The 18,898-nt window shown below is 66.1% G+C and carries 12 protein-coding genes and 1 pseudogene; 5 read left to right on the top strand and 8 right to left on the bottom strand.

Features of this window, described 5'->3' with window-relative positions; all coding sequences use genetic code 11:
• Positions 1–89: 89 nt before the first annotated feature.
• Positions 90–1,886, bottom strand: a pseudogene (locus tag F6B93_RS10600) (AMP-binding protein); the annotation flags it as partial.
• 245 nt (positions 1,887–2,131) lie between these two features.
• Between F6B93_RS10600 and F6B93_RS10605 the strand changes: the two are divergent.
• Positions 2,132–3,190 carry a cytochrome P450 gene (locus F6B93_RS10605; RefSeq protein ID WP_211699062.1) on the top strand — a complete coding sequence of 353 codons (1,059 nt, stop codon included), beginning with the start codon at positions 2,132–2,134 and terminating at the stop codon, positions 3,188–3,190.
• Positions 3,191–3,395: 205 nt separating this feature from the next.
• On the opposite strand, the gene F6B93_RS10610 is transcribed toward F6B93_RS10605, so the two are convergent.
• Complete coding sequence (locus F6B93_RS10610; RefSeq protein ID WP_211699063.1) at positions 3,396–4,796, bottom strand: cytochrome P450; 1,401 nt, start codon at positions 4,794–4,796, stop codon at positions 3,396–3,398.
• 96 nt (positions 4,797–4,892) lie between these two features.
• Between F6B93_RS10610 and F6B93_RS10615 the strand changes: the two genes are divergently transcribed.
• The 3 genes from F6B93_RS10615 to F6B93_RS10625 all read left to right on the top strand — a co-directional run bounded on the left by F6B93_RS10615 (position 4,893) and on the right by F6B93_RS10625 (position 10,137).
• Positions 4,893–5,906 (top strand): helix-turn-helix domain-containing protein, encoded by a 1,014-nt coding sequence (locus F6B93_RS10615; protein ID WP_211699400.1) that lies wholly within the window; start codon positions 4,893–4,895, stop codon positions 5,904–5,906.
• Between the two features lie 119 nt (positions 5,907–6,025).
• Positions 6,026–8,377 (top strand): sulfatase-like hydrolase/transferase, encoded by a 2,352-nt coding sequence (locus F6B93_RS10620; RefSeq protein ID WP_211699064.1) that lies wholly within the window; start codon positions 6,026–6,028, stop codon positions 8,375–8,377.
• Between the two features lie 293 nt (positions 8,378–8,670).
• Positions 8,671–10,137, top strand: coding sequence for a PE family protein (locus F6B93_RS10625; RefSeq protein WP_211699065.1), 1,467 nt, complete (start codon positions 8,671–8,673; stop codon positions 10,135–10,137).
• A gap of 57 nt (positions 10,138–10,194) precedes the next feature.
• On the opposite strand, the gene F6B93_RS10630 is transcribed toward F6B93_RS10625, so the two are convergent.
• Positions 10,195–10,356: a hypothetical protein gene (locus F6B93_RS10630; RefSeq protein ID WP_211699066.1), complete on the bottom strand. Its 162-nt coding sequence runs from the start codon at positions 10,354–10,356 to the stop codon at positions 10,195–10,197.
• Between the two features lie 225 nt (positions 10,357–10,581).
• Here F6B93_RS10630 and F6B93_RS10635 point away from each other — a divergent pair, with 225 nt between their 5' ends.
• Positions 10,582–13,158: a PE family protein gene (locus F6B93_RS10635; RefSeq protein ID WP_211699067.1), complete on the top strand. Its 2,577-nt coding sequence runs from the start codon at positions 10,582–10,584 to the stop codon at positions 13,156–13,158.
• Between the two features lie 49 nt (positions 13,159–13,207).
• Here the strand turns inward: F6B93_RS10635 and F6B93_RS10640 are convergent, their stop codons facing one another.
• The 5 genes from F6B93_RS10640 to F6B93_RS10660 form a co-directional block, all read right to left on the bottom strand.
• On the bottom strand, positions 13,208–14,641 hold the full coding sequence (locus F6B93_RS10640) for an MFS transporter (RefSeq protein ID WP_343232731.1): 1,434 nt from the start codon (positions 14,639–14,641) through the stop codon (positions 13,208–13,210).
• Positions 14,601–15,299, bottom strand: a complete 699-nt coding sequence (locus tag F6B93_RS10645; protein WP_343232732.1) for an MSMEG_1061 family FMN-dependent PPOX-type flavoprotein — start codon at positions 15,297–15,299, stop codon at positions 14,601–14,603. Before F6B93_RS10645 ends, F6B93_RS10640 begins: the two co-directional genes overlap by 41 nt.
• An 81-nt stretch (positions 15,300–15,380) precedes the next feature.
• Entirely contained in the window at positions 15,381–15,923 is a 543-nt protein-coding gene (locus F6B93_RS10650; RefSeq protein ID WP_211699070.1) for a hypothetical protein, read from the bottom strand.
• Entirely contained in the window at positions 15,920–17,707 is a 1,788-nt protein-coding gene (locus F6B93_RS10655; protein ID WP_211699071.1) for an FAD-dependent monooxygenase, read from the bottom strand. Before F6B93_RS10655 ends, F6B93_RS10650 begins: the two co-directional genes overlap by 4 nt.
• Positions 17,708–17,808: 101 nt before the next feature.
• Positions 17,809–18,897: a methyltransferase gene (locus tag F6B93_RS10660; protein WP_211699072.1), complete on the bottom strand. Its 1,089-nt coding sequence runs from the start codon at positions 18,895–18,897 to the stop codon at positions 17,809–17,811.
• Position 18,898 lies beyond the last annotated feature (1 nt).

Consider the following 18,898-nt stretch of genomic DNA (forward strand, 5'->3'; position numbering starts at 1 on the left):
TGCTGATTCTGCGTTCTTGGGCCGCTCACGGTGCGGGAGCCCACACGTGTACGTCGATCAGAACCATCCCACAGTTCACGGACGTCGCGGCTCGGCTGGTGGACGGTTGGGCCGGGCTCGGCTGAGTACAGCTCGGCGATGTCGGCAGCGTATTTGTGCGCTACGGGTTTGCGTCTGAGCTTCATGGTGAGCGTGATTTCGTCGCCGCCGGCTTCCCAGAAGACTGGTAGTAGCTTGAACCGCCGGACCTGCTCGGCGCTGGAAAGCTTGGTGTTGCCCCGCCCGAGGCCAGCCGCGACGTGCGCAACGATATCCGGGTCGGCGGCGAGCGCCCTCGGGGATGCGTCGGGGAGGCTTCTACGGGTCGCGTAGGCAGTGGCGCTTTGTGGGTCGAGCACGACAAGAGCGGTGTTATACGGGCGAGCATCACCGACGGCCATGATCACCCCGATCAACGGGCACGCAGCCTTCATGGCCTTCTCGATGGTGCAGGGCGATATTGTCTCGCCGGCCGCATTGACGATCAGTTCTTCCTTGCGGTCGACAATCCAGACATTGCCGTCGTCGTCAACTTTCACGATATCGCCGGTGTGCAGCCAGCCGGAGGCGTCGATGGTTGCGGCCGTCTTCTCCGGCTGCCGGCGGTAACCCTTCATCAGCAGCGGCCCACGGACGAGAAGCTCACCGTCGGCAGCCACCTTGGTTTCCAATCCGGGCAGCGGTTTTCCGACCGAACCCAGCACGGCGTCGCGAGGATGGCACACGGTCGCGATACCCGACAGTTCAGACATACCCCAAACCTCAGTCATCGGAAGGCCCAAGGCGGCGAAGAACGCCAGCGTCTCCTGGGCGATAGGCGCGTCCCCGCAGATCAACCACCGGGCCTGGTCCAGGCCGATCGCGGCTCTGATCTTTGCGAGCACCAACCGATCTGCGACCGCGTACCGCAGGCGCTCGCCTCGACCCGGCTCGGTACCGTCGAGCATCGCACGCGCGCGCGTCCGCACGGTGTCGAGCGCCCACTCACACAGGGTTTTCATGACGAACCCGTGGGCGGCGGCGTCGGCTTCGATTCCTGCCTTGAGGTTTTCCCATATTCGAGGCATCCCGCCCCAGATCGCCGGCCTCACATCCGGCAACGCGCCTACGATGGCCCCGATATCCGCGACGACGGTCACCTGGGTGCCGATTATCTCCTGGAGATACAGCCCAGTCAGCCGGTCGGCGGTGTGCGCGGTCGGCAGAAACGAGGTGACCCGATCCCCGTAGTGCAAGCCGAGCACCTGATCGAGGCCGAACACCTCCCACAACAAGCTGGCGTGCGTGGTCTCAACGCCTTTGGGGGTGCCGGTCGTCCCGGAGGTGTACATCAACGTCGCGACATCCTCGGGCCGCACGGCCTGCCACGTCGGCTCGAATTCGAAATCCGGGGAGCCATGGGCGAGCAGGTCCTGGACCGAGATCGTGCCGTCGTGGGAACCGTCGATGCACACGATGGTGTCGATCGCTGCTCCGCTCGCCTTGATCCGGCCCACGTATTGCTCCTCGCAGAACACCAGCTTGGGGCCGGCATTGGCGAACACGCCGCGCAGTTGTTCGGGCGTCAACGTGTTGTACACGGAGAACGCGGTTGCGCCGACGTGCTGCGCGCCGACCTCCAAGGGATAGAACTCGATCCGGTTCGCCATCATCAGGGCCACCGTGTCGCCGCGACCGACACCGAGCGCGGCCAGCCCGGCGGCCACGTGCCGAACCCGGGCCGCGTATTGGCGCCACGTCAGCGTCTGTGTGCCGCCGACAGTTCGCAGGGCTACCGCATCGGGCGCGACCTGTGCGGTGCGCTGAAAAGCTCCGGGGAGCGTGACCGGACGGCCGGTGACAGCCATCGGGAACTCCTTGGTCGATCGGGGTCAGCCGTGCAGCCAATGGGATTGTTGCATCCCGAAGGACGAACTCTCCGCTACAACCACCGTTTCCGTCAAGGGCAGGCCGTCGGCGCATAGTTCGCGAGCCCCGTCGCCACCCGGACCCACCAACCCGCTCGCTGCTGGGCCGACACGGGGATAGAATTGCCCTCAATCGAACCAATCTTGATGGGGCCGAGGTCATGAAATCCTTTCTGGGACAGTAGATGCGCCAACCCCAGCTCTTCGGTACGGACATGTTGGAGGATCCCTACCCCCGCTATCGCGCGCTGCGTGCCGAGGGACCCATTGACTGGGACCACGACCTGCAGGCCTGGATCGTGTTGGGTCATGAGCGGGTCACCGCGGTGCTCAAGGATCCGCGGTTTTCCGCAGACAAGCCCAGCATCGCCAGGGCGAACTTCCCAGAGCCCGAGCTGCAGCCGCTCTTCGACCTCATCTCGCTGAACATGGCCAACCGCGACGAACCTGGCCACCGCCGCATCCGCAAGCTGGTCTCGCACGCCTTTCAACGCACCGCCGTCGAGCGCTATGAGGTCGACATTAGGAGACGAGTCGATAGCCTGATCGACGCCGGCTTGGCGCGCGGCCGGATGGACTTTGTCACCGACTTCGCCGTTCCCCTGCCGGTGATGGTGATTGGCGACATCGTCGGCATTCCGGAAGCCGATCGGGCGAAACTCAAGAGCTGGTGCGACGACTACAGCTTCGTGGTGAACAATCTCTTTGCCAGCATCACCAAGGAGCGCCTGCTGCAAGGCTTGGACAGCACCCTGACTTTCCGCGAGTATCTGCGCACGCAAGTCGAGCGGCTGAGGAGAGCGCCGGAAGAGAGCTTGTTATCTCATCTGGTCACCACGGAGGACGCGGGCGATCGGTTGAGCCTCGACGAGCTCCTCATGAATAGCTTGCTCCTACTCAACGCCGGCAACGAGACCACCACTTCGCTCCTGTCCAACGGTCTTCTCGCGCTGCTGCACCATCGCGACGAGATGGCGAGATTACGTGACGATCCATCCTTGGTCGCGAGCGCTGTCGAGGAATTTCTCCGCTACGACCCTCCGGTCCAGTTCCTCGGCAGGATCGCCACGGAAGACCTGGAGCTACAAGGGAAGAAAATCGCCAAGGGCGATCTCGTGATTGCCGTCATCGCCGCCGCCGACCGCGACCCCGAGCGCTTTCAGGAGCCGGACCGGCTGGACATCTCACGCTCGGACAATCCTCACTTGGCCTTCGGCCTTTACCCAACTGCTGGAGCGGCTTGAGCTCATCGAGTTGGACTCCGCTGCAGTCGTGCACAAGGACAACTTCAACATGCGGTGTCCGGCTCACTTGCCGATCCGCATCGCTGCCGAGCGCGACGCCTAGACGGAATCTGATTCTGGTCGGGCTGTCTCCGGTGCGCCCCACAGTGCAAGCAATGCCTATACCAACGACCAATGGGTCGGTAGGCGTAGGTGATTGTTACGTTCATGCGACGCGGGCGTTCGCGATGACGGCGATGCCGTGTTTGGGCCGCAGCGTCAGCGTCGCTTCCAATTCCACCGGATGTCCGGGCGTGAGGTCGAAGGCGAAGCGTTGGCTCATGATCGCGGCCATCAACACCATTTCCATCAGGGCGAAGCTTTGTCCGATGCAGATCCTGCGTCCGCCACCGAACGGCAAATACGCTGAGCGGGGTCGCCCCTTGCCGGCACCGGGCAGGAAGCGTCTCGGGTCGAATTCCTCCGGTTTGTCCCACCAGCGTGAGTCGTGGTGGATGTGGTGAATAGGGATGATCACCGTAGTGCCCGCCCGGATCAGGTGTCCGTCGATCACGTCGTCGGCAAGTGCTTCGCGCCCGAGTATCCACGCCGCCGAGTAATAGCGTTGTGCTTCCTGCACGCACGCCGTTGTCCACGACAGCCGCGCCAGATCGTCCACCGTGGGGCGGCGGCTGCCGAGCGTAGTGTCGATCTCGTCGAACATCGCCGCGCGGGCCTCGCCGTGTCGTGCCATGAGATACCAAAACCATGACATCGCATTGGCCGTGGTTTCGTGACCGGCGAGCATAAAGGTGAGTGCCTCGTCACGCAGCCGCTTTCGCGTCCACGAGCCACCGTCGGCGCGTATCAACACGTTGAGGAGATCATCGCCGGTCGTGGGATGTGCCAGGCGCTCCTCGATCACGGCATTGACAGCCTTGTCGAGGGCCAGCGCGATCTTCTGGCTCTCCCGCAGCGGCGGCGGCAACGGCACGCCAGAAAGCGTGCACCACTCGATGGCGTCGTAGACCCGTCGCGGCATGAGCCCCAGCAAGGCCACTCGTTCGAGCTTGGCCGAGCGGCGCAGAGCACGGGTGGCGAGATCGTGCATGCTTCCAACTAGCGGGCCGAAGTCTTGGGAGAATAGCGCATTCGCCACGACCCGTAGCGTCGCCTCGACCATCGTCGCGTGCATGTCGAATTCGACTCGATCGCCCCGCGCCGCCAGCTCGTCGCAGACATCGACGATCGGGTCGATCATCAGGTCGACAATGTTGTTCAGATGGCGTCTGGCAAAGCTGGGGTTGAGTGCGGCCCGGTGTCTGGCCCATGAGTCGCCATCGTCGGTGAGCAAGTTGGTACCGGCGGCGATGCGGATGGGTTCGTACTCGTTGGATTTGATGTAGTTCAGCCGGGCCCGGTGCAACACGTGATCGACGTAGTCCGGGTGACTCAATGACACGAACCTGCGACCGCCGGAGCGGAACTCGGCAATGTCGGCGCCCCGCACCCGGCCAAGAAACCGATCGCCGACGTCGAAACCGACCCGCAGTGCCTCGGTGGTCATGGTCCAGGTGCTCAGCCGCCTGATGGGCTTGGTTTCCTGCAGCGCAGGTGCCTCTGTCATAAAACGAGCCTATGAGACGGCGGTATCACCGGTAATGTCCAAGGAGGACTTTCATTTGCGATTTTAGGACAGCCCGTGACAGCGTGGTCAACCACGATGCGGCACTCGGTGTTCGCAACGCGAATGCTGTGCGACGTGGCCAACGAACGCGGTATCGCTACGCAGGATCTGTTGGCCGGTACGACTATTCGTCCTGTTGACCTGGACGATCCAACGGCCACGATCGGTGCGGCCGACGAGATCGTGGTCGCGCGAACGCTGCTGGATCGGCTGCCCGAAACCGCCGGGGTCGGCGTGGAGGTGGGTGGTCGGTTCACTCTGACGCACGTGGGTCTGCTGGGTTTCGCCGCGATGTCGTGTGCGACGTTGCGCGAGCTGCTGCGCATCGCGGTCCGGTACTTCTCGCTCACCATGCTCCACATCGACATCAAGGTGTTTGAAGGCACCGAGGATTGCTTGCTGCAGTTCGATGTCGACCATCTTCCGGACGACGTGCGGGGATTCTTCCTCGAACGCGACGTGGCCATCATCACCGCCACGGTAAGCGGCTTCGTCTACCCAGTGGTGCAGCGATACGCCGAGAACATGGCTATCGAGGTGGCCGCCGACGAGGAGGCTGTGCGTCCCTTGCTCGATTTGCTACCGATCCCCACAATCGCATTCGGGCGCGCGCACACCCGAGTGCATTTTCCCCGCGCCATGCTCGATGAGCCACTGCCGCAAGCGGATCGGCACACACTGGAGTTATGTCTCGCCCAATGTGACGTCCTGATGCAACGCACCGGGCAACGGCAGGGGACGACCGCGGTGGTGCGCACGATGCTGTTCCGCGATTCGGGTGGCTTCCCGAGTCTGCCCCAAGTCGCTGCGGAACTCGGTCTGCATCCGCGCACGCTGCGGCGCCGCCTGGCCGAGGACAACACCAGCTTTCGCCAGCTGCTCAACGAAGCGCGTGCCGCCCTGGCGATCGACCTCTTGCACAACGTGGGTCTGACGGTGGAGGAAGTGGCGAAGCGGTTGGACTACACCGAGGTGTCGGCGTTCTCGCACGCATTCAAGCGATGGCACGGTGTGGCGCCGAGCAGCTATCGGCCTACGCCTCCCTGCTAGCGAGCGCGATTCCGGCCGATCGCGATTCGCCAGTGTTCGAGGTATCGCGCGACTCAGATCGGGTCCGTAGGGTTGGGCACAACACACCAAGGCACGGTCGGCGAGCGGAGCGAAACACGATGGCTAACGAGTTCCGGGGCAAGATTGAGCTGGATATCCGTGATTCTGAACCGGATTGGGGACCTTTCGCTGCCCCGAGCGCGCCCGATGGCTCGCCCAATGTGCTCTATCTCGTGTGGGATGACGTTGGCATCGCAACTTGGGACTGCTTCGGCGGACTCGTGGAGATGCCGGCCATGCGCCGCATCGTCGAGCGCGGTGTGCGGCTCACCCAGTTCCACACCACGGCGATGTGCTCACCGACGCGGGCTTCGCTGCTGACCGGGCGCAACGCCACCACCGTCGGCATGGCGACCATCGAGGAGTTCACCGATGGTTTCCCGAACTGTAGCGGCCGGATTCCGGCGGACAGCGCGCTGCTCTCCGAGGTGCTCGCCGAGCGCGGGTGGAACACCTACTGCGTCGGCAAGTGGCATCTGACTCCGTTGGAGGAATCCAATATGGCCGCGACCAAACGGCATTGGCCGCTGGCACGCGGGTTCGAACGGTTCTACGGTTTCCTGGGCGCCGAGATCGACCAGTGGTATCCCGACCTCGTCTACGACAACCATCCGGTCGACCCACCGGCCACCCCGGAGGACGGCTACCACCTGTCCAAGGACATCGCCGACAAGATCATCGAATTCATCAGGGATGCCAAGGTGATTGCGCCCGACAAACCCTGGTTTTCCTACGTCGCGCCCGGCGCGGGCCACGCGCCCCACCACGTGTCGAAGCAGTGGGCGGAGAAGTACCGCGGCCGCTTTGACATGGGGTACGAGCGCTACCGCGAGATCGTGTTCGAGAACCAAAAGCGGATGGGCGTTGTTCCGGAGGGCACCGAATTGTCGCCACTGAATCCCTATCTGGACGTCAAGGGTCCCAACGGCGAGCCATGGCCGTGGCAAGACACCGTGCGACCGTGGGATGAGCTCAGCGACGAGGAGAAAAAGCTGTTCTGCCGGATGGCCGAGGTGTTCGCCGGGTTCCTGAGCTACACCGACGCCCAGATCGGGCGGATCCTGGACTACCTGGAGGAGTCCGGCCAGCTTGACAACACCATCATCGTTGTCGTGTCGGACAACGGGGCCAGCGGTGAAGGTGGGCCGAACGGCTCGGTCAACGAGGCCAAGTTCTTCAACGGCTACATCGACACCGTTGAAGAGAGCATGCGCTACTACGACGACCTGGGCGGCCCGCAGACCTACAACCACTATCCAATCGGGTGGGCGATGGCGTTCAACACGCCGTACAAACTCTGCAAGCGCTACGCATCCCATGAGGGCGGCATCGCCGACCCCGCGATCATTTCCTGGCCCAAAGGCATTGCGGCCCAAGGCGAACTGCGGGACAACTACATCAATGTCTGCGACGTCACCCCAACGATCTATGACCTGCTGAACATCGAGGCGGCGGCGACGGTCAAGGGAGTATCCCAGAAGCCGCTTGACGGGGTGAGCTTCAAAGCCGCCTTGAACGATCCGAATGCTGACACCGGAAAGACGACACAGTTCTACACCATGCTGGGCACCCGCGGCATCTGGCACAACGGCTGGTTCGCCAACACCATCCACGCCGCAATGCCTTCGGGCTGGGGCCATTTCGACCAGGACCGCTGGGAGCTGTTCCACATCGAGTCGGATCGCAGCCAAGTACACGACCTCGCCGCCGAGCAGCCCGACAAGCTCGACGAACTGAAGACCCTATGGTTCAGCGAGGCCGCCAAGTACAACGGGTTACCGCTGGGCGATCTGAGCATCCTGGAGAACATGGGCCGGGCCAGACCCTTCCTGGTCGTCAATCGAACATCGTTCACGTATTACCCAGGGATCGCCGGCGTCGGCCTCGGTGCGGCCGCCGAGCTGCTCGGCCAATCCTTCTCGGTGGCTGCCGAGGTCGACATCACCACCACCGAGGCACAGGGCGTGCTATTCAAGCACGGCTCGGCACACGGCGGGCACGTGCTGTTCATCCAGGATGGCCGCCTGCATTACGTGTACAACTTCCTCGGCGAAGAGGAGCAGCAGCTGTCCTCGCCTGCTGCCGTGCCGACGGGTGAACACATCTTCGGCCTGGCCTACGAGCGGACCGGCACCGTGGAAGGGAGCCACACCCCCCTGGGCAACGCCACGCTCTGGGTTGACCACACGCCAGTCGCGACACTGAAGGGCATGAAGATTCAGCCGGGCACGTTCGGGCTATCCGGCGGTGGCATCACCGTTGGGCGGAACACCGGGCAAGGCGTGTCGCGCGCCTACACCGCACCGTTTGCCTTCTCCGGGGGCGCCATCGCGAAGGTGACCGTCAACGTGTCCGGCGCCGCCAACCCCGACCCGGAAAGACAGGTCGCGGCCGCCTTCGCAAAGGACTGACCACCACCGCACATCCCCACCGCGGTCGACAGATTGCGGGGCGACGCCTGCCCGTGGTCCATGTGGCCCAGCGCGTGGTTGGCGCCCTCGGCGAAAGAGAGCGGCTCGGTGGTCAGCCGATCGACACATGCGGCCGGTGCGGGGGGCCGGCGACCGGGTGGGCCTGCCGCGCGGCCGGACTTTGCCGCGTTGGCTAGCGAAGGTCCCGAAAACAGCCCCTTGGTCTCCAACCTAGGTACCATCGTGTAGCTGACCTAATCTGATTGTCAGGCTACGGGGGATGGGAGCCGCCGATGTCGTCGTTCGTGAGCGTGGCACCCGAGGCGTTTGCCGCCGCGACGGGAGACTTGATCGGGATCGGAGAGGCGATCAACAGGGCGGCCGCATCCGCGGCGCCCTCGACCACGGCGATTGTCGCGGCGGCAGGTGATGAGGTATCGGCGGCTATCGCGGGTTTCTTGGGCAGCCACGCCCAAGAGTTTCAGACGCTGAGCGCACGGATGACGTTGCTTCACACCCAGTTCGTGCGTGCGCTGAGCGAGGCTGGAGCCGCGTACGCGGCTGCCGAGGCCGCGAATGTGTCGCCGCTGCAAGCGCTGCTGCGGCAGGCCGAAGGACTGGGGCTGGTGTCCCCTCTGGAACGGCTGGTGGGGCCGCTGTTCGGTAGCGGCGCCGGCGGGGTTGCGGCATCCGAACCGGTTGGCCTTGATGGGTCCGGCGCGCTGCTTGGCGCGGCGGCGACCAATGAGGCGGGCCTCGGCGGCTCGATGAACTATGCCGCCACCGAAGCTCTGAGCGCGCCGGCCACCGGTGAAGTGACTGGGGTCAAGACCGGGTTCTCTTTCCTGAAGATTCCGATTGGCCCGTCCTCTTTCTTCGGAATACCGATCGAGCAGTTCAACTATCCCGCCCCCGCACACTGGTACTTCCCGACGCAGGCAGATGGTTCGGTGAACGCCAACGGCGTCATCTATCTGCAGCACGGCTTCGGGGCCATTGGTTGGTTCTATCAGCCGCTGGCCATGGAGCTGGCGCAGCAGACCAACAGCATTGTCGTCACCCCCACCGTGCCGTCACTTCCGTTGCCGTTCGGCATGTGGATCGGCGGTGCGGAGTTGCAGCAGGGCGTGGGCTCGCTGTTCCTCGGCAGCCAGACGGCGCTGAACATCAGCGCGAACCAGGCCGGCTATCTCGGCCCGCTGCCGGAACACTTCGTCTTGAGTGGACACTCCGCTGGTGGTGGCCTCGCCACGGCCGCCGGCGGCTATTACGTCGCGGGCCTTGGCGGGAACGCAGCTGCCAACAACCTTCTCGGTGTGCTGATGTTCGACGGGGTCTCCTCCAACGCCTCCGTCTTCGCGGCCTCGATAGCCAACCTGCAAACCTTGGATATCCCCGTTTACACAGTGGCCGCGCCGCCGCAGCCGTTCAACGCCTTCGGTGTCACCACGAATCAGTTGGTCAGCCTGTACCCCGGACAGTTCGTTGGGGCCGAGATTGTCAACGGCTCGCATGTGGATTCGATGCTCGGTGGCAATCCTCTTGTCGACTTCGCTGCCCAGCTGCTGACAGGATTCTCTCCGCCCGGGGCCACTGCGGCGGTGTACACCCTGTCCTCGGGCTGGATCAACGACATGTACGCCGGTGGGAGTCCGACCAACCCGATGTTCGGCATCTACGGGCCTAACGGCGGTTACGTGCCGCCCGGCGGCCAGGCGATCATCCTGGGCCCGGCGGCCGCGATCGTATTGCCCACGTAGTCGATAGCGCCCAGAAGACGGGGCGCCGCTCCGGGCAGATGCAGTTCGGTGGAGTGCTCACTGTGGTCGCAGGATGGAATGCGACCAGTCGCGCGTACGCAGGGCACCCCAATACTTGCAGAGCCGCGACGGGCTGACGGTGCGGATCTCGCCGTCGGCGTACTTGAACGTGGAATGTTTGACCGTCGGCTGAAGGTACTCAAGCGGCAGCTCCGTCACGAGTTCAGCAAAGCATGCGAGGCATCACCGCGTAGCTCATGGCGAACGCCTCGGAGACGGTGCGCAGGTGGGTGCGCCAGGTCGATGCCGGCGGGCGAGCGGTGACCGCGAGCGTCAACAGAGACCCAATCTCCCGATTTTTCTGCGTCGACGTTAATTATGTGCAGAATGGGTTCTTGGGAATTGGACGCTAGCTGTGTTCGTGCCCTGTTCGGGAGGTTCCAGATGTCGTTTGTGATTGCGGTGCCTGAGGTGGTTGGGGCAGCGGCAACGGATGTGGCCAGGATCGGCTCGACGCTGAGCGCAGCCAATGCGGCCGCGGCGGGCCAGACGACGGCGGTGCTGGCCGCCGCCGAAGACGAGGTGTCGGCGGCGATTGCGGCGTTGTTCTCCGCCCACGGCCAGGCCTATCAGGCTGCCAGCACGCAGGTGACGGCGTTTGAAGCCCAGTTCGTTCAGGCCCTATCGGCGAGTGCGGGGGCCTACGCCCATGCTGAGGCCGCCAGCGCGGCGTCGGTCGCTGGACCGCTACTCGACGCGGTCAACGCGCCCGTTCTGGCGCTCACCGGACGCCCGTTGATCGGCAATGGCGCTAACGGTGCCCCAGGGACCGGGGCTAACGGGGCAGCTGGCGGGTGGTTGATCGGCAATGGCGGAGCCGGCGGGTCGGGTGCTGCGATGACGGGCCAAAACGGCGGGTCCGGCGGGGCGGCCGGGCTGATCGGCGCCGGTGGGGCGGGTGGGACCGGAGGGAGTTCTGCGGGTGCCGGTGGAGCCGGTGGCGCTGGTGGGTCCGGCGGATGGCTGTTGGGCGTCGGTGGGACCGGCGGAGCCGGCGGGTTCGGCAACACTGCAGGTGGGGTCGGGGGTGCCGGTGGCGCCGGCGGCCTGTTCAGTGCCGGCGGGGCCGGCGGGGCCGGCGGAATCAACTTTGGCGGGGTCGGCGGGGTCGGTGGAGTAGGCGGCGGTGGCGGGGTGCTGGCCGGGCTGGTCGGCGGCGGCGGCGGTGACGGAGGGGTCGGGGGACTCGGCGCTTTGGGCGGGGGTGCCGGAGGGGCCGGCGGCGATACTGGCCTGCTTGGCCGCGGCGGCGCCGGTGGCGCTGGTGGAGTCGGCGCTTTCGGCGCCGGGGGTGACGGCGGCGCGGGCGGCAACGCCGGGCTCCTGGTGGGTAGCGGCGGCGCCGGCGGCATCGGAGGCGCCAGCGATAACGGCGGGGGCGGCGGGGCCGGCGGGGCCGGCGGCAATGCCGGGCTCCTGTTCGGCAGCGGCGGCTCCGGAGGGGCGGGCGGAACCAGCAATATCGAAGGGGGTGCCGGGGGGGCGGGCGGCGACGCCGGCTGGGTTGGCAATGGCGGAATCGGCGGGGACGGCGGATTCAGCCGGTCCGACAACGGCGGCACCGGCGGGACGGGCGGCCGGGCCGGTCTGCTGGTGGGCAACGGCGGCGCCGGCGGCACCGGCGGCGCCGCCGCCGCGGCAAGTGGTGTCGGTGGGGACGGCGGCAACGGCGGCGGCGGTGTGTTGATCGGCAACGGCGGCAACGCTGGCATCGGAGGGGTCGGCCTAGCCACCGGCAGCACCGGCACCGGAGGCACCAGCGGGCTGCTGTTGGGCCTAGACGGATTCAACGCCCCGGCGAGCACCTCGCCACTTCACACCCTGCAACAACAGGCGCTGGCTGCGATCAACGCACCCATCGGGGACCTGACCGGGCGACCACTGATCGGCAACGGCACACCCGGGCAAGCCGGCACCGGCGGGCACGGCACACCCGGCGGCTGGCTACTGGGCGACGGCGGAGCCGGTGGATCCGGCGCGGCAGAATTGGGCCTGCCCGGCGGACGCGGCGGGGCCGCCGGTCTGTGGGGCACCGGCGGCACCGGCGGCACTGGCGGCGACTCGCCCTTCGGCACCGGCGGGGCCGGCGGGGCTGCCGGTGCCGGCGGGTCGCTGTTCGGCGCCGGTGGTAGCGGTGGTGTTGGCGGGTTCGGTGGCGTCGCAGGCGGGGCAGGCGGCGCCGGCGGGGCCGGCGGGCTGGTGAGTAGCGGAGGTCAGGGCGGAGCCGGGGGTGCCGGCGTTAGCACCGGCCCCGCCGGTGGTGGCGCCGGTGGTGCTGGTGGTGCCGGTGGGCTGCTCGGCGGGCTCGTCGGCGCCGGGGGCGGGGCCGGCGGGGCCGGCGGATACAACAACAGCCCTGGCGGTACCGGTGGCGACGGTGGGGCCGGTGGCAACGCCGGCCCGCTCGGCGGGCCCGGGGGCACCGGCGGAACCGGCGGGCCCAACATCAGTGGCTTGGCAGGCGGAACCGGCGGGTCCGGCGGTAATGCCGGGCTCCTGTTCGGCAGCGGCGGCGCCGGCGGCGCTGGTGGAGCCGGCGCTTTCGGCGGCGGGGGTGACGGCGGCGCGGGCGGTAATGCCGGGCTGCTGTTCTCCAGCGCCGGAACCGGGGGTGACGGCGGGGCCGGCGGGACTGACGGCGGGGACGGCGGGGACGGCGGCACCGTTGGCCTGGCTACCGTCGGCGGCGCCGGTGGCGCTGGTGGAGCAGGCACCGGTGGGGGAGGTGACGGCGGAGTTGGTGGTATTGGCGGACAGTTGTTGGGCACCGGCGGCGCCGGCGGTGCGGGTGGGGAAGGCGGCGTCAACGGTGGGGACGGTGGCAACGGCGGCGACGTCGTGACGATCGGCACCGGCGGCAACGGCGGCAACGGCGGCGATGGCACAACCATGGGCAGCCCTGGTACCGGCGGAGAAGGCGGGCTGCTGTTAGGCGAAGACGGGATCGAAGGCCTGCCCTAGTCGCGGCAATCGAGCGAAGGTACCTGTGGGGTCAGGGTTGAGACCCCACTCACGTGCGGGCCGGCACGAGATTTTGTGGGTACTCGTCGGGAACGGTGTGGTGCGCCAGGATGTGTCGCAGCACAGCGGCACCGCCGAGCAGCGCCGCCACCGATCCCACGGCCATCGCGGCGCGAGGCCCGCCGTAGTCGGCGATCGCACCCATGATCGGTCCCCCAATGGGCAGCCCACCGGCGAACACCATTGCATGCAGCGCCATCACCCGGCCACGCATCGTCGGTGCGCAGCGCTGCTGAAGCAGGACCGTCGCCGACGTGACGAACAAGAAGGCGGTGGTCCCGGTAGCGACGCTGGCGGCCAGAGCCATCATCAGATTGGGCGAGATCGCGATCAGGCCGTTCGCCACCCCGAAGGCGATGATGGCCGCGGTGAGCAAGCGCAGGTCGATCTCGCGGCGGCGGGCTGCTGCTACGGCACCGAAGACGGAGCCGACGCTAAGAGCGGTATAGAGCAGCGTGTAGACCACGACGTCGCCCCCGAAATCCTGCTCGACGAGTAGCGGGATGACGACCTGCTGGTTGAACCCGAAGGTGGTGAGGATCGCGGTCAGCAACAGCGCGATGCGAAGCTCGGGGATGCGCCAAACGTAGCGAAGGCCTGCGCGCACGGCTCCGGTTTCCTGTGCCGGCTCAGCGGCGTGCATCGCGTCGCGACGGATCGCATGCAGGGCGCTCAGCGCAACCACATAACTGACGGCGGTAGTGATGAAACACCAGCCGATACCCACCGACGCGATCAACGCGCCGGCGGAAACAGGGCCGAGGATCCGGCCCACGGCGCTGACCACGTGGCTGATGCTCACCGCGCGTGGAAGTTGGTCGTGGTCGACGAGTTCGGCCAGCAGGGCTCGACGGGTGGGGGTTTCGACCGCATAGAGCATTCCGTAGGCCAACGTCAGCCCGAACACCACGGTCATCGTGGTGGTTGCGGTCAGTACCACCGCACCGAGAGCGGCCGCCTGGCCGACGATCAGCAGCTGCATGGTGCGTAGCAGGCGAAGCTTGTCCATGCGGTCGGCTAGCGCGCCGGTCCATGGCCCGAGTATCAACAGCGGTCCGAACGCCGCGACCGCGATCCAGCCCAGGGTGCTGCCGCTGCCCGTCATTTCGGCGGCCATCCACGCCAACGCCACCAACTGGAGCCATTGGCCGAACTGCGATGTGACGTGGCTCGTCATGAAGAGCCGGAAGTTGCCAGACTGTGGGGAGCGCAAAGCGCGTCGACGAGTTGTTCGTGTTTTACCCATAGCAATCGATCGTGCGCAGCCCGGATGGACTAGCGATGAGAGGTAGATGAGCAGCTTCTCATCATCGTGATGGGTTGAGTGCGCCCCTGCGGCTGCGGCTGCGGCTGCGGGTGCGGCGCGGGGCGAGCGTGCCGCCTCAATACAGCTGAGTAAGGCCTGCTCGTTGGGCGTCCTCATACATCTGCTCGGGGGTTTTGTCGAGCTTTCCGTGCGCGATCATCGCCGCGCCGATATCCGCCAGGTCGTCGCTGTCCGGCCACTGCTGTGGCTGCCAGATCCCACTACGGACCATGCATTTCGGACAATGCATGAACGCGTGGACGACGTAGACAACCAAGGCCAGCACCGGGACTTTGCCCTTCACCTGCAGCGATCGCAGCAGCGCGGCATCGCGAACCACGCGCGCTTCCCCGGCGATACGCAGCGTCTCGCCCCTGCCGGGGATGATGAAAATAAGCCCGACACGTGGGTCGCGCATCAGGTTGCGGAACGTGTCGATTCGTCTGTTGCCCGGACGATCGGGGATGACCAGCCGATGCTCATCGAGCACACGCACGAAGCCCGGCGGGTCACCTTTGGGCGAGAGGTCAATTGTGCCCGACGGATCCGACGAAGCGACAACGCAGAATGGCGACTTCGCAATGAATTCGGTACAGATGCTGTCGAGCCGGTCGGTGACTTTTGCGATCACCTGCGGCGTCGGGGTTCCGATGATGCTTCGCAGCTCATCGTCCGAAGTGACGATTCCGTCGATACCCCCGAAACGGTCATCCGGTGCCAACACAGTCGCTTCTTTCGCTCGACATGCCAGAGAACGTCGACTGGCAGACGGCACCCAAGGGTAGCCACGGCCTACCCGGCTCGCAATGCGCAGGCCGTCAGCCTTCTGACCCCGACAGCCGCCCCACCTGCCGACTCACTCTCCGCGAACGAGCCAGAGGCGATGGCGCTCGCGTACAGAGTTGATCCTTCGCCGATCGCGTTGGCCAACGGCGGAGTCGCTGGTCGTGCGGCCAATGTAGGCAAGCACCGCCGCGGGGTCCAACTCCTCGTACAGCGCGTCGGTTGTCGCGGTGTGATCGGCAACAGACGCGGGAAGGTGCAGGGCCACCTCGGTGCCGTTGGGGTCGTGGAACCACAGAGCTGCACACCGGCCTTGGCGGGTGGCTCGGTGCGTGTAGGAATTCAGTCGCGCCAATCGGTTAACCGTGCGGTGGACCTCCCGCAGGTTGGGCAAGGCCAGACTGATGGCGGTAACGCCGCTGGCCTCCGGATGGTAGTCGAGCGCGATCTGGGAACACTCGACCACGACCCGCAGGGAGGCTCCGCCGATGGTCGTCGTCGTGGCGCTCAGTGACCTGGCCGTCGCGTCGAGCAGCGCCGCCCACCACTTCGTCACTTCGGCGGGGCGGTGGGTGAGCAGTCGCAACTCAACTGCCGGTGCGGCGCCATTATTCATGCGGTTGAGCCTTTCTGGACCGGCGACGATGCGCTGATGACCTGTACTGCCTGCCGCAGCAGGTCAGTTCCGTCTCGTCCCGAGCGCAACACCGCCGCGACGTGCCCGTCCGGGCGAACCACGACAGCGTCCGGGTCGGCCCCTGCGGCGCCGGTATGGAAGACGTGATTCGCGTCGGCGGCTACCGGCACGACCGATAGCGGTAGGTCTTGGGCCGCAAGCGACCACGCGGTGCGGCCCGCGGCGCGGACCAGCAGCGTCAGTTCGTCGCGGCTGACCTGATCGAGGGTCGAGACGCGCCGGCCGCCATCGGTCACCCAAGCGTGGGGCAGTCGCCCGCCGGCGCGCACGCATGGGTCATAGAACTCCGGATCGGACCGCGGCGCGGGCAGACCATCTCCGACCATGGCTCCGTGCTCGTAGCGCACCCCGAGGTCGCGTCCCCAACTGCGGTAGTGGGGGCCCTGCCCAGCGACTGCGGCGGCGGCGCGGCGCCGGATCCGCCGACCGATCGCGCCCGGAAGCGCCGCCAGACGGAACCGCTGATATGCCAACGCGGTCAACGTCCGGATAGCGGCGCGCACTGGGCGCCGCGGAAGCCACGATGGCAAGCTGGCGACGATGCGGGGCAACAGATCTATTGCTCGACGTGGCAATCCAAGTGCGGCAACAACTTCGAAAAGACCCTCGAAGTTGGCCACCGAATCGACCGCGGCGGCCACGCCGACCGGGCGGCGTTCGGGGGCGTAGGTGTCAAGCAGATCCGCACGGGCGCGGCCGGTGAGGACCCACGCCAGCTTCCACGCCAGGTTGTGCACATCGGCCACGCCGGTGTTGAGCCCCAGCCCGCCCGTCGGCGGGAATCGGTGCGCGGCATCTCCGGCCAGGAACGTACGACCCACCTGGTAGTCGGTGGCGACTTGGGCATGCATCGCCCACGACTGGATGGACTTGATGTTGATGTGGACGTTGGGGTCACCGATGGCGTTGGCAATGTAGCAACGGCATACCTCGGCGGTGAAGTCGTCGGCGGACTCAAACGGTGGGAAGTAGGGAATTTGGAAAACCAGGTCCTGTGGGGGCCGATGCATGATGAAGACTCCGAGGCCCTTGGGGGCGTGCGTCCACATCACTGGGCCGCGGCGGTTGCGGCGGAATTTTTCCAGATCGGCGGAGAAATGCACGCTGATCACGTGCCGAAGGGCCGAGCCCGCCATGGCGATCCCGAGTTCGCGGCGCACCGTGCTGGCCGCGCCGTCGGCGGCAATGAGGTAGCGCGCCGAGATTGTTCGGCTGGCGCCCGCAGCGTCGGTGATCCTGACAGCAACGTCGTCGGTGCGGTCGACGTGCGAGCGATACCGCCACCCGGTGCGTAGATCGATACGCTTACTGTCCCGCACGTGCTTCCACAGCAGCGGCTCGAGCGCATTCTGGGAGAGGTGCGCGTTGCGGGTGGGGCTTAGCGCTTCGATTGCAGCGAGCCGGGCGCTGGGCAGATCGGTGATCGGCACCCGCCCAAGCTCGGGACCTGCCAACGTGGTGCAGTACGTGATGCACCGCAGCTCGTGCATTGGGGCGCTCAAGCGGCGGATCTCGCGGTCGAGGCCGATTTCACGCCAAATCTCCAGCGACCGCGTCGATAGCACATGCGCGGCCGGGTGAGTTTGTGGCTGGTCGCGGGCCTCTACCACGATGCAGTTGATGCCATAGTCGGCAAGAAGCAATGCCGCTGTTGCGCCGACCGGCCCGGCGCCGATGATGATCACATCACAGGTATCGCTCACGCTTTCTCCACCTCACGCGAAATAGATTGTTGGACAACGTGCCAACTAGGCTGGCATCGCTGAAATCTGAAATCTGAAATCTGAAATCTGAAACTGATCCGCTACACAGCTCTGGCTTCGACAAGACTGAGCGGCGATGCGGTAGCGAGCAGGCGCGTCATCTCGAACCCAGCGTCGCCGAGCAGCGCGCGATGCTCCGCAATAGTGCGCTCGCGGCCCGCCTGCATCAGCAACATCTCCAGATCGGTCCAGTGACCCAAGAATTCGCGACCATGGTCGGGTATCACATATTCGATCAGCAGGATCGTTGTGCCGACTTGCGCCGCGGCGCGAACGTTGCGGAGAATCTCAACGGCCTTGTCGTCGGGCCAATCGTGAATGACGTTCTTGAGCACGTAGATGTCTCCCCCAGCAGGGACCCCGTCAAAGAACGACCCCTCCGTCACCCGCACTCGCTCTGCGACCTGGTGCTGACGCATCAGCTCCGGGGCCTCGGCAACAGCATGGCGGAGGTCATAGAGAACGCCCCGCGAGGTTGGTGTCGCCGCCAAGATGGCGGCCAGGAGTTGGCCGACTCCGCCGCCGACGTCGACCACGGTGGGGTAGGCGTCGAACCGGTAGGCGGCCAACAGGGGGCCTACGGTCATCTCACTGGTTTCGGCCATGGCGCGGTTGAACACCTCGCTGAGCTCGGGCTCTTGATCGAGATAGTCGAAGGGCCGCTCTACGCCGTGCAGGGCCGGAACGACCGCGCGGCCGGTTCTGACCGCATCTGCCAAATGGCTCCAATGCTCGCGGTGTTGGCGCGAGCCCAACAACCGGGCGATACCCGCAACCGATAGCGGCGCATCGGAACGCAGCGGGCCGGCAAGCGAGTTCAGCTCGTAACTACCGTCGGCGCGCTGCCGGAATATGCCGCGGCCGATCAAGGCCCGCAGCAGTCGGCGCACGGCGTCGGGATTCGCGTCGACCCGAGTCGCCAACTCGTCGAGTTGCAGCGGCCCGTCGCGGAGCGCGTCGGGGATCCCGAGTTCGACGGCAGTACTGATCGCCTGCGCGGTCCAGGCGTTGACCATGAACTCCATCATCGCCGCGTAGGGCGGGACTGTTCGTTGATGCAGTTGTGTGAGCCGATGGCGCGTCCGATCGACGAAGTGAGCCATCTTTGGGTGTGGGACTCGTGTTGGCATG

Source organism: Mycobacterium spongiae, from assembly GCF_018278905.1.
Classification (GTDB): Bacteria; Actinomycetota; Actinomycetes; order Mycobacteriales; family Mycobacteriaceae; genus Mycobacterium; species Mycobacterium spongiae.

What these genes read in the sequence shown, in the direction of transcription:
- F6B93_RS10605 (WP_211699062.1), top strand. Translation starts at nt 2,132, where the DNA reads ATGCGCCAACCCCAGCTCTTCGGTACGGACATGTTGGAGGATCCCTAC.
- F6B93_RS10610 (WP_211699063.1), bottom strand. Translation starts at nt 4,796, where the DNA reads ATGACAGAGGCACCTGCGCTGCAGGAAACCAAGCCCATCAGGCGGCTG.
- F6B93_RS10615 (WP_211699400.1), top strand. Translation starts at nt 4,893, where the DNA reads ATGCGGCACTCGGTGTTCGCAACGCGAATGCTGTGCGACGTGGCCAAC.
- F6B93_RS10620 (WP_211699064.1), top strand. Translation starts at nt 6,026, where the DNA reads ATGGCTAACGAGTTCCGGGGCAAGATTGAGCTGGATATCCGTGATTCT.
- F6B93_RS10625 (WP_211699065.1), top strand. Translation starts at nt 8,671, where the DNA reads ATGTCGTCGTTCGTGAGCGTGGCACCCGAGGCGTTTGCCGCCGCGACG.
- F6B93_RS10635 (WP_211699067.1), top strand. Translation starts at nt 10,582, where the DNA reads ATGTCGTTTGTGATTGCGGTGCCTGAGGTGGTTGGGGCAGCGGCAACG.
- F6B93_RS10640 (WP_343232731.1), bottom strand. Translation starts at nt 14,641, where the DNA reads ATGAGGACGCCCAACGAGCAGGCCTTACTCAGCTGTATTGAGGCGGCA.
- F6B93_RS10650 (WP_211699070.1), bottom strand. Translation starts at nt 15,923, where the DNA reads ATGAATAATGGCGCCGCACCGGCAGTTGAGTTGCGACTGCTCACCCAC.
- F6B93_RS10660 (WP_211699072.1), bottom strand. Translation starts at nt 18,897, where the DNA reads ATGCCAACACGAGTCCCACACCCAAAGATGGCTCACTTCGTCGATCGG.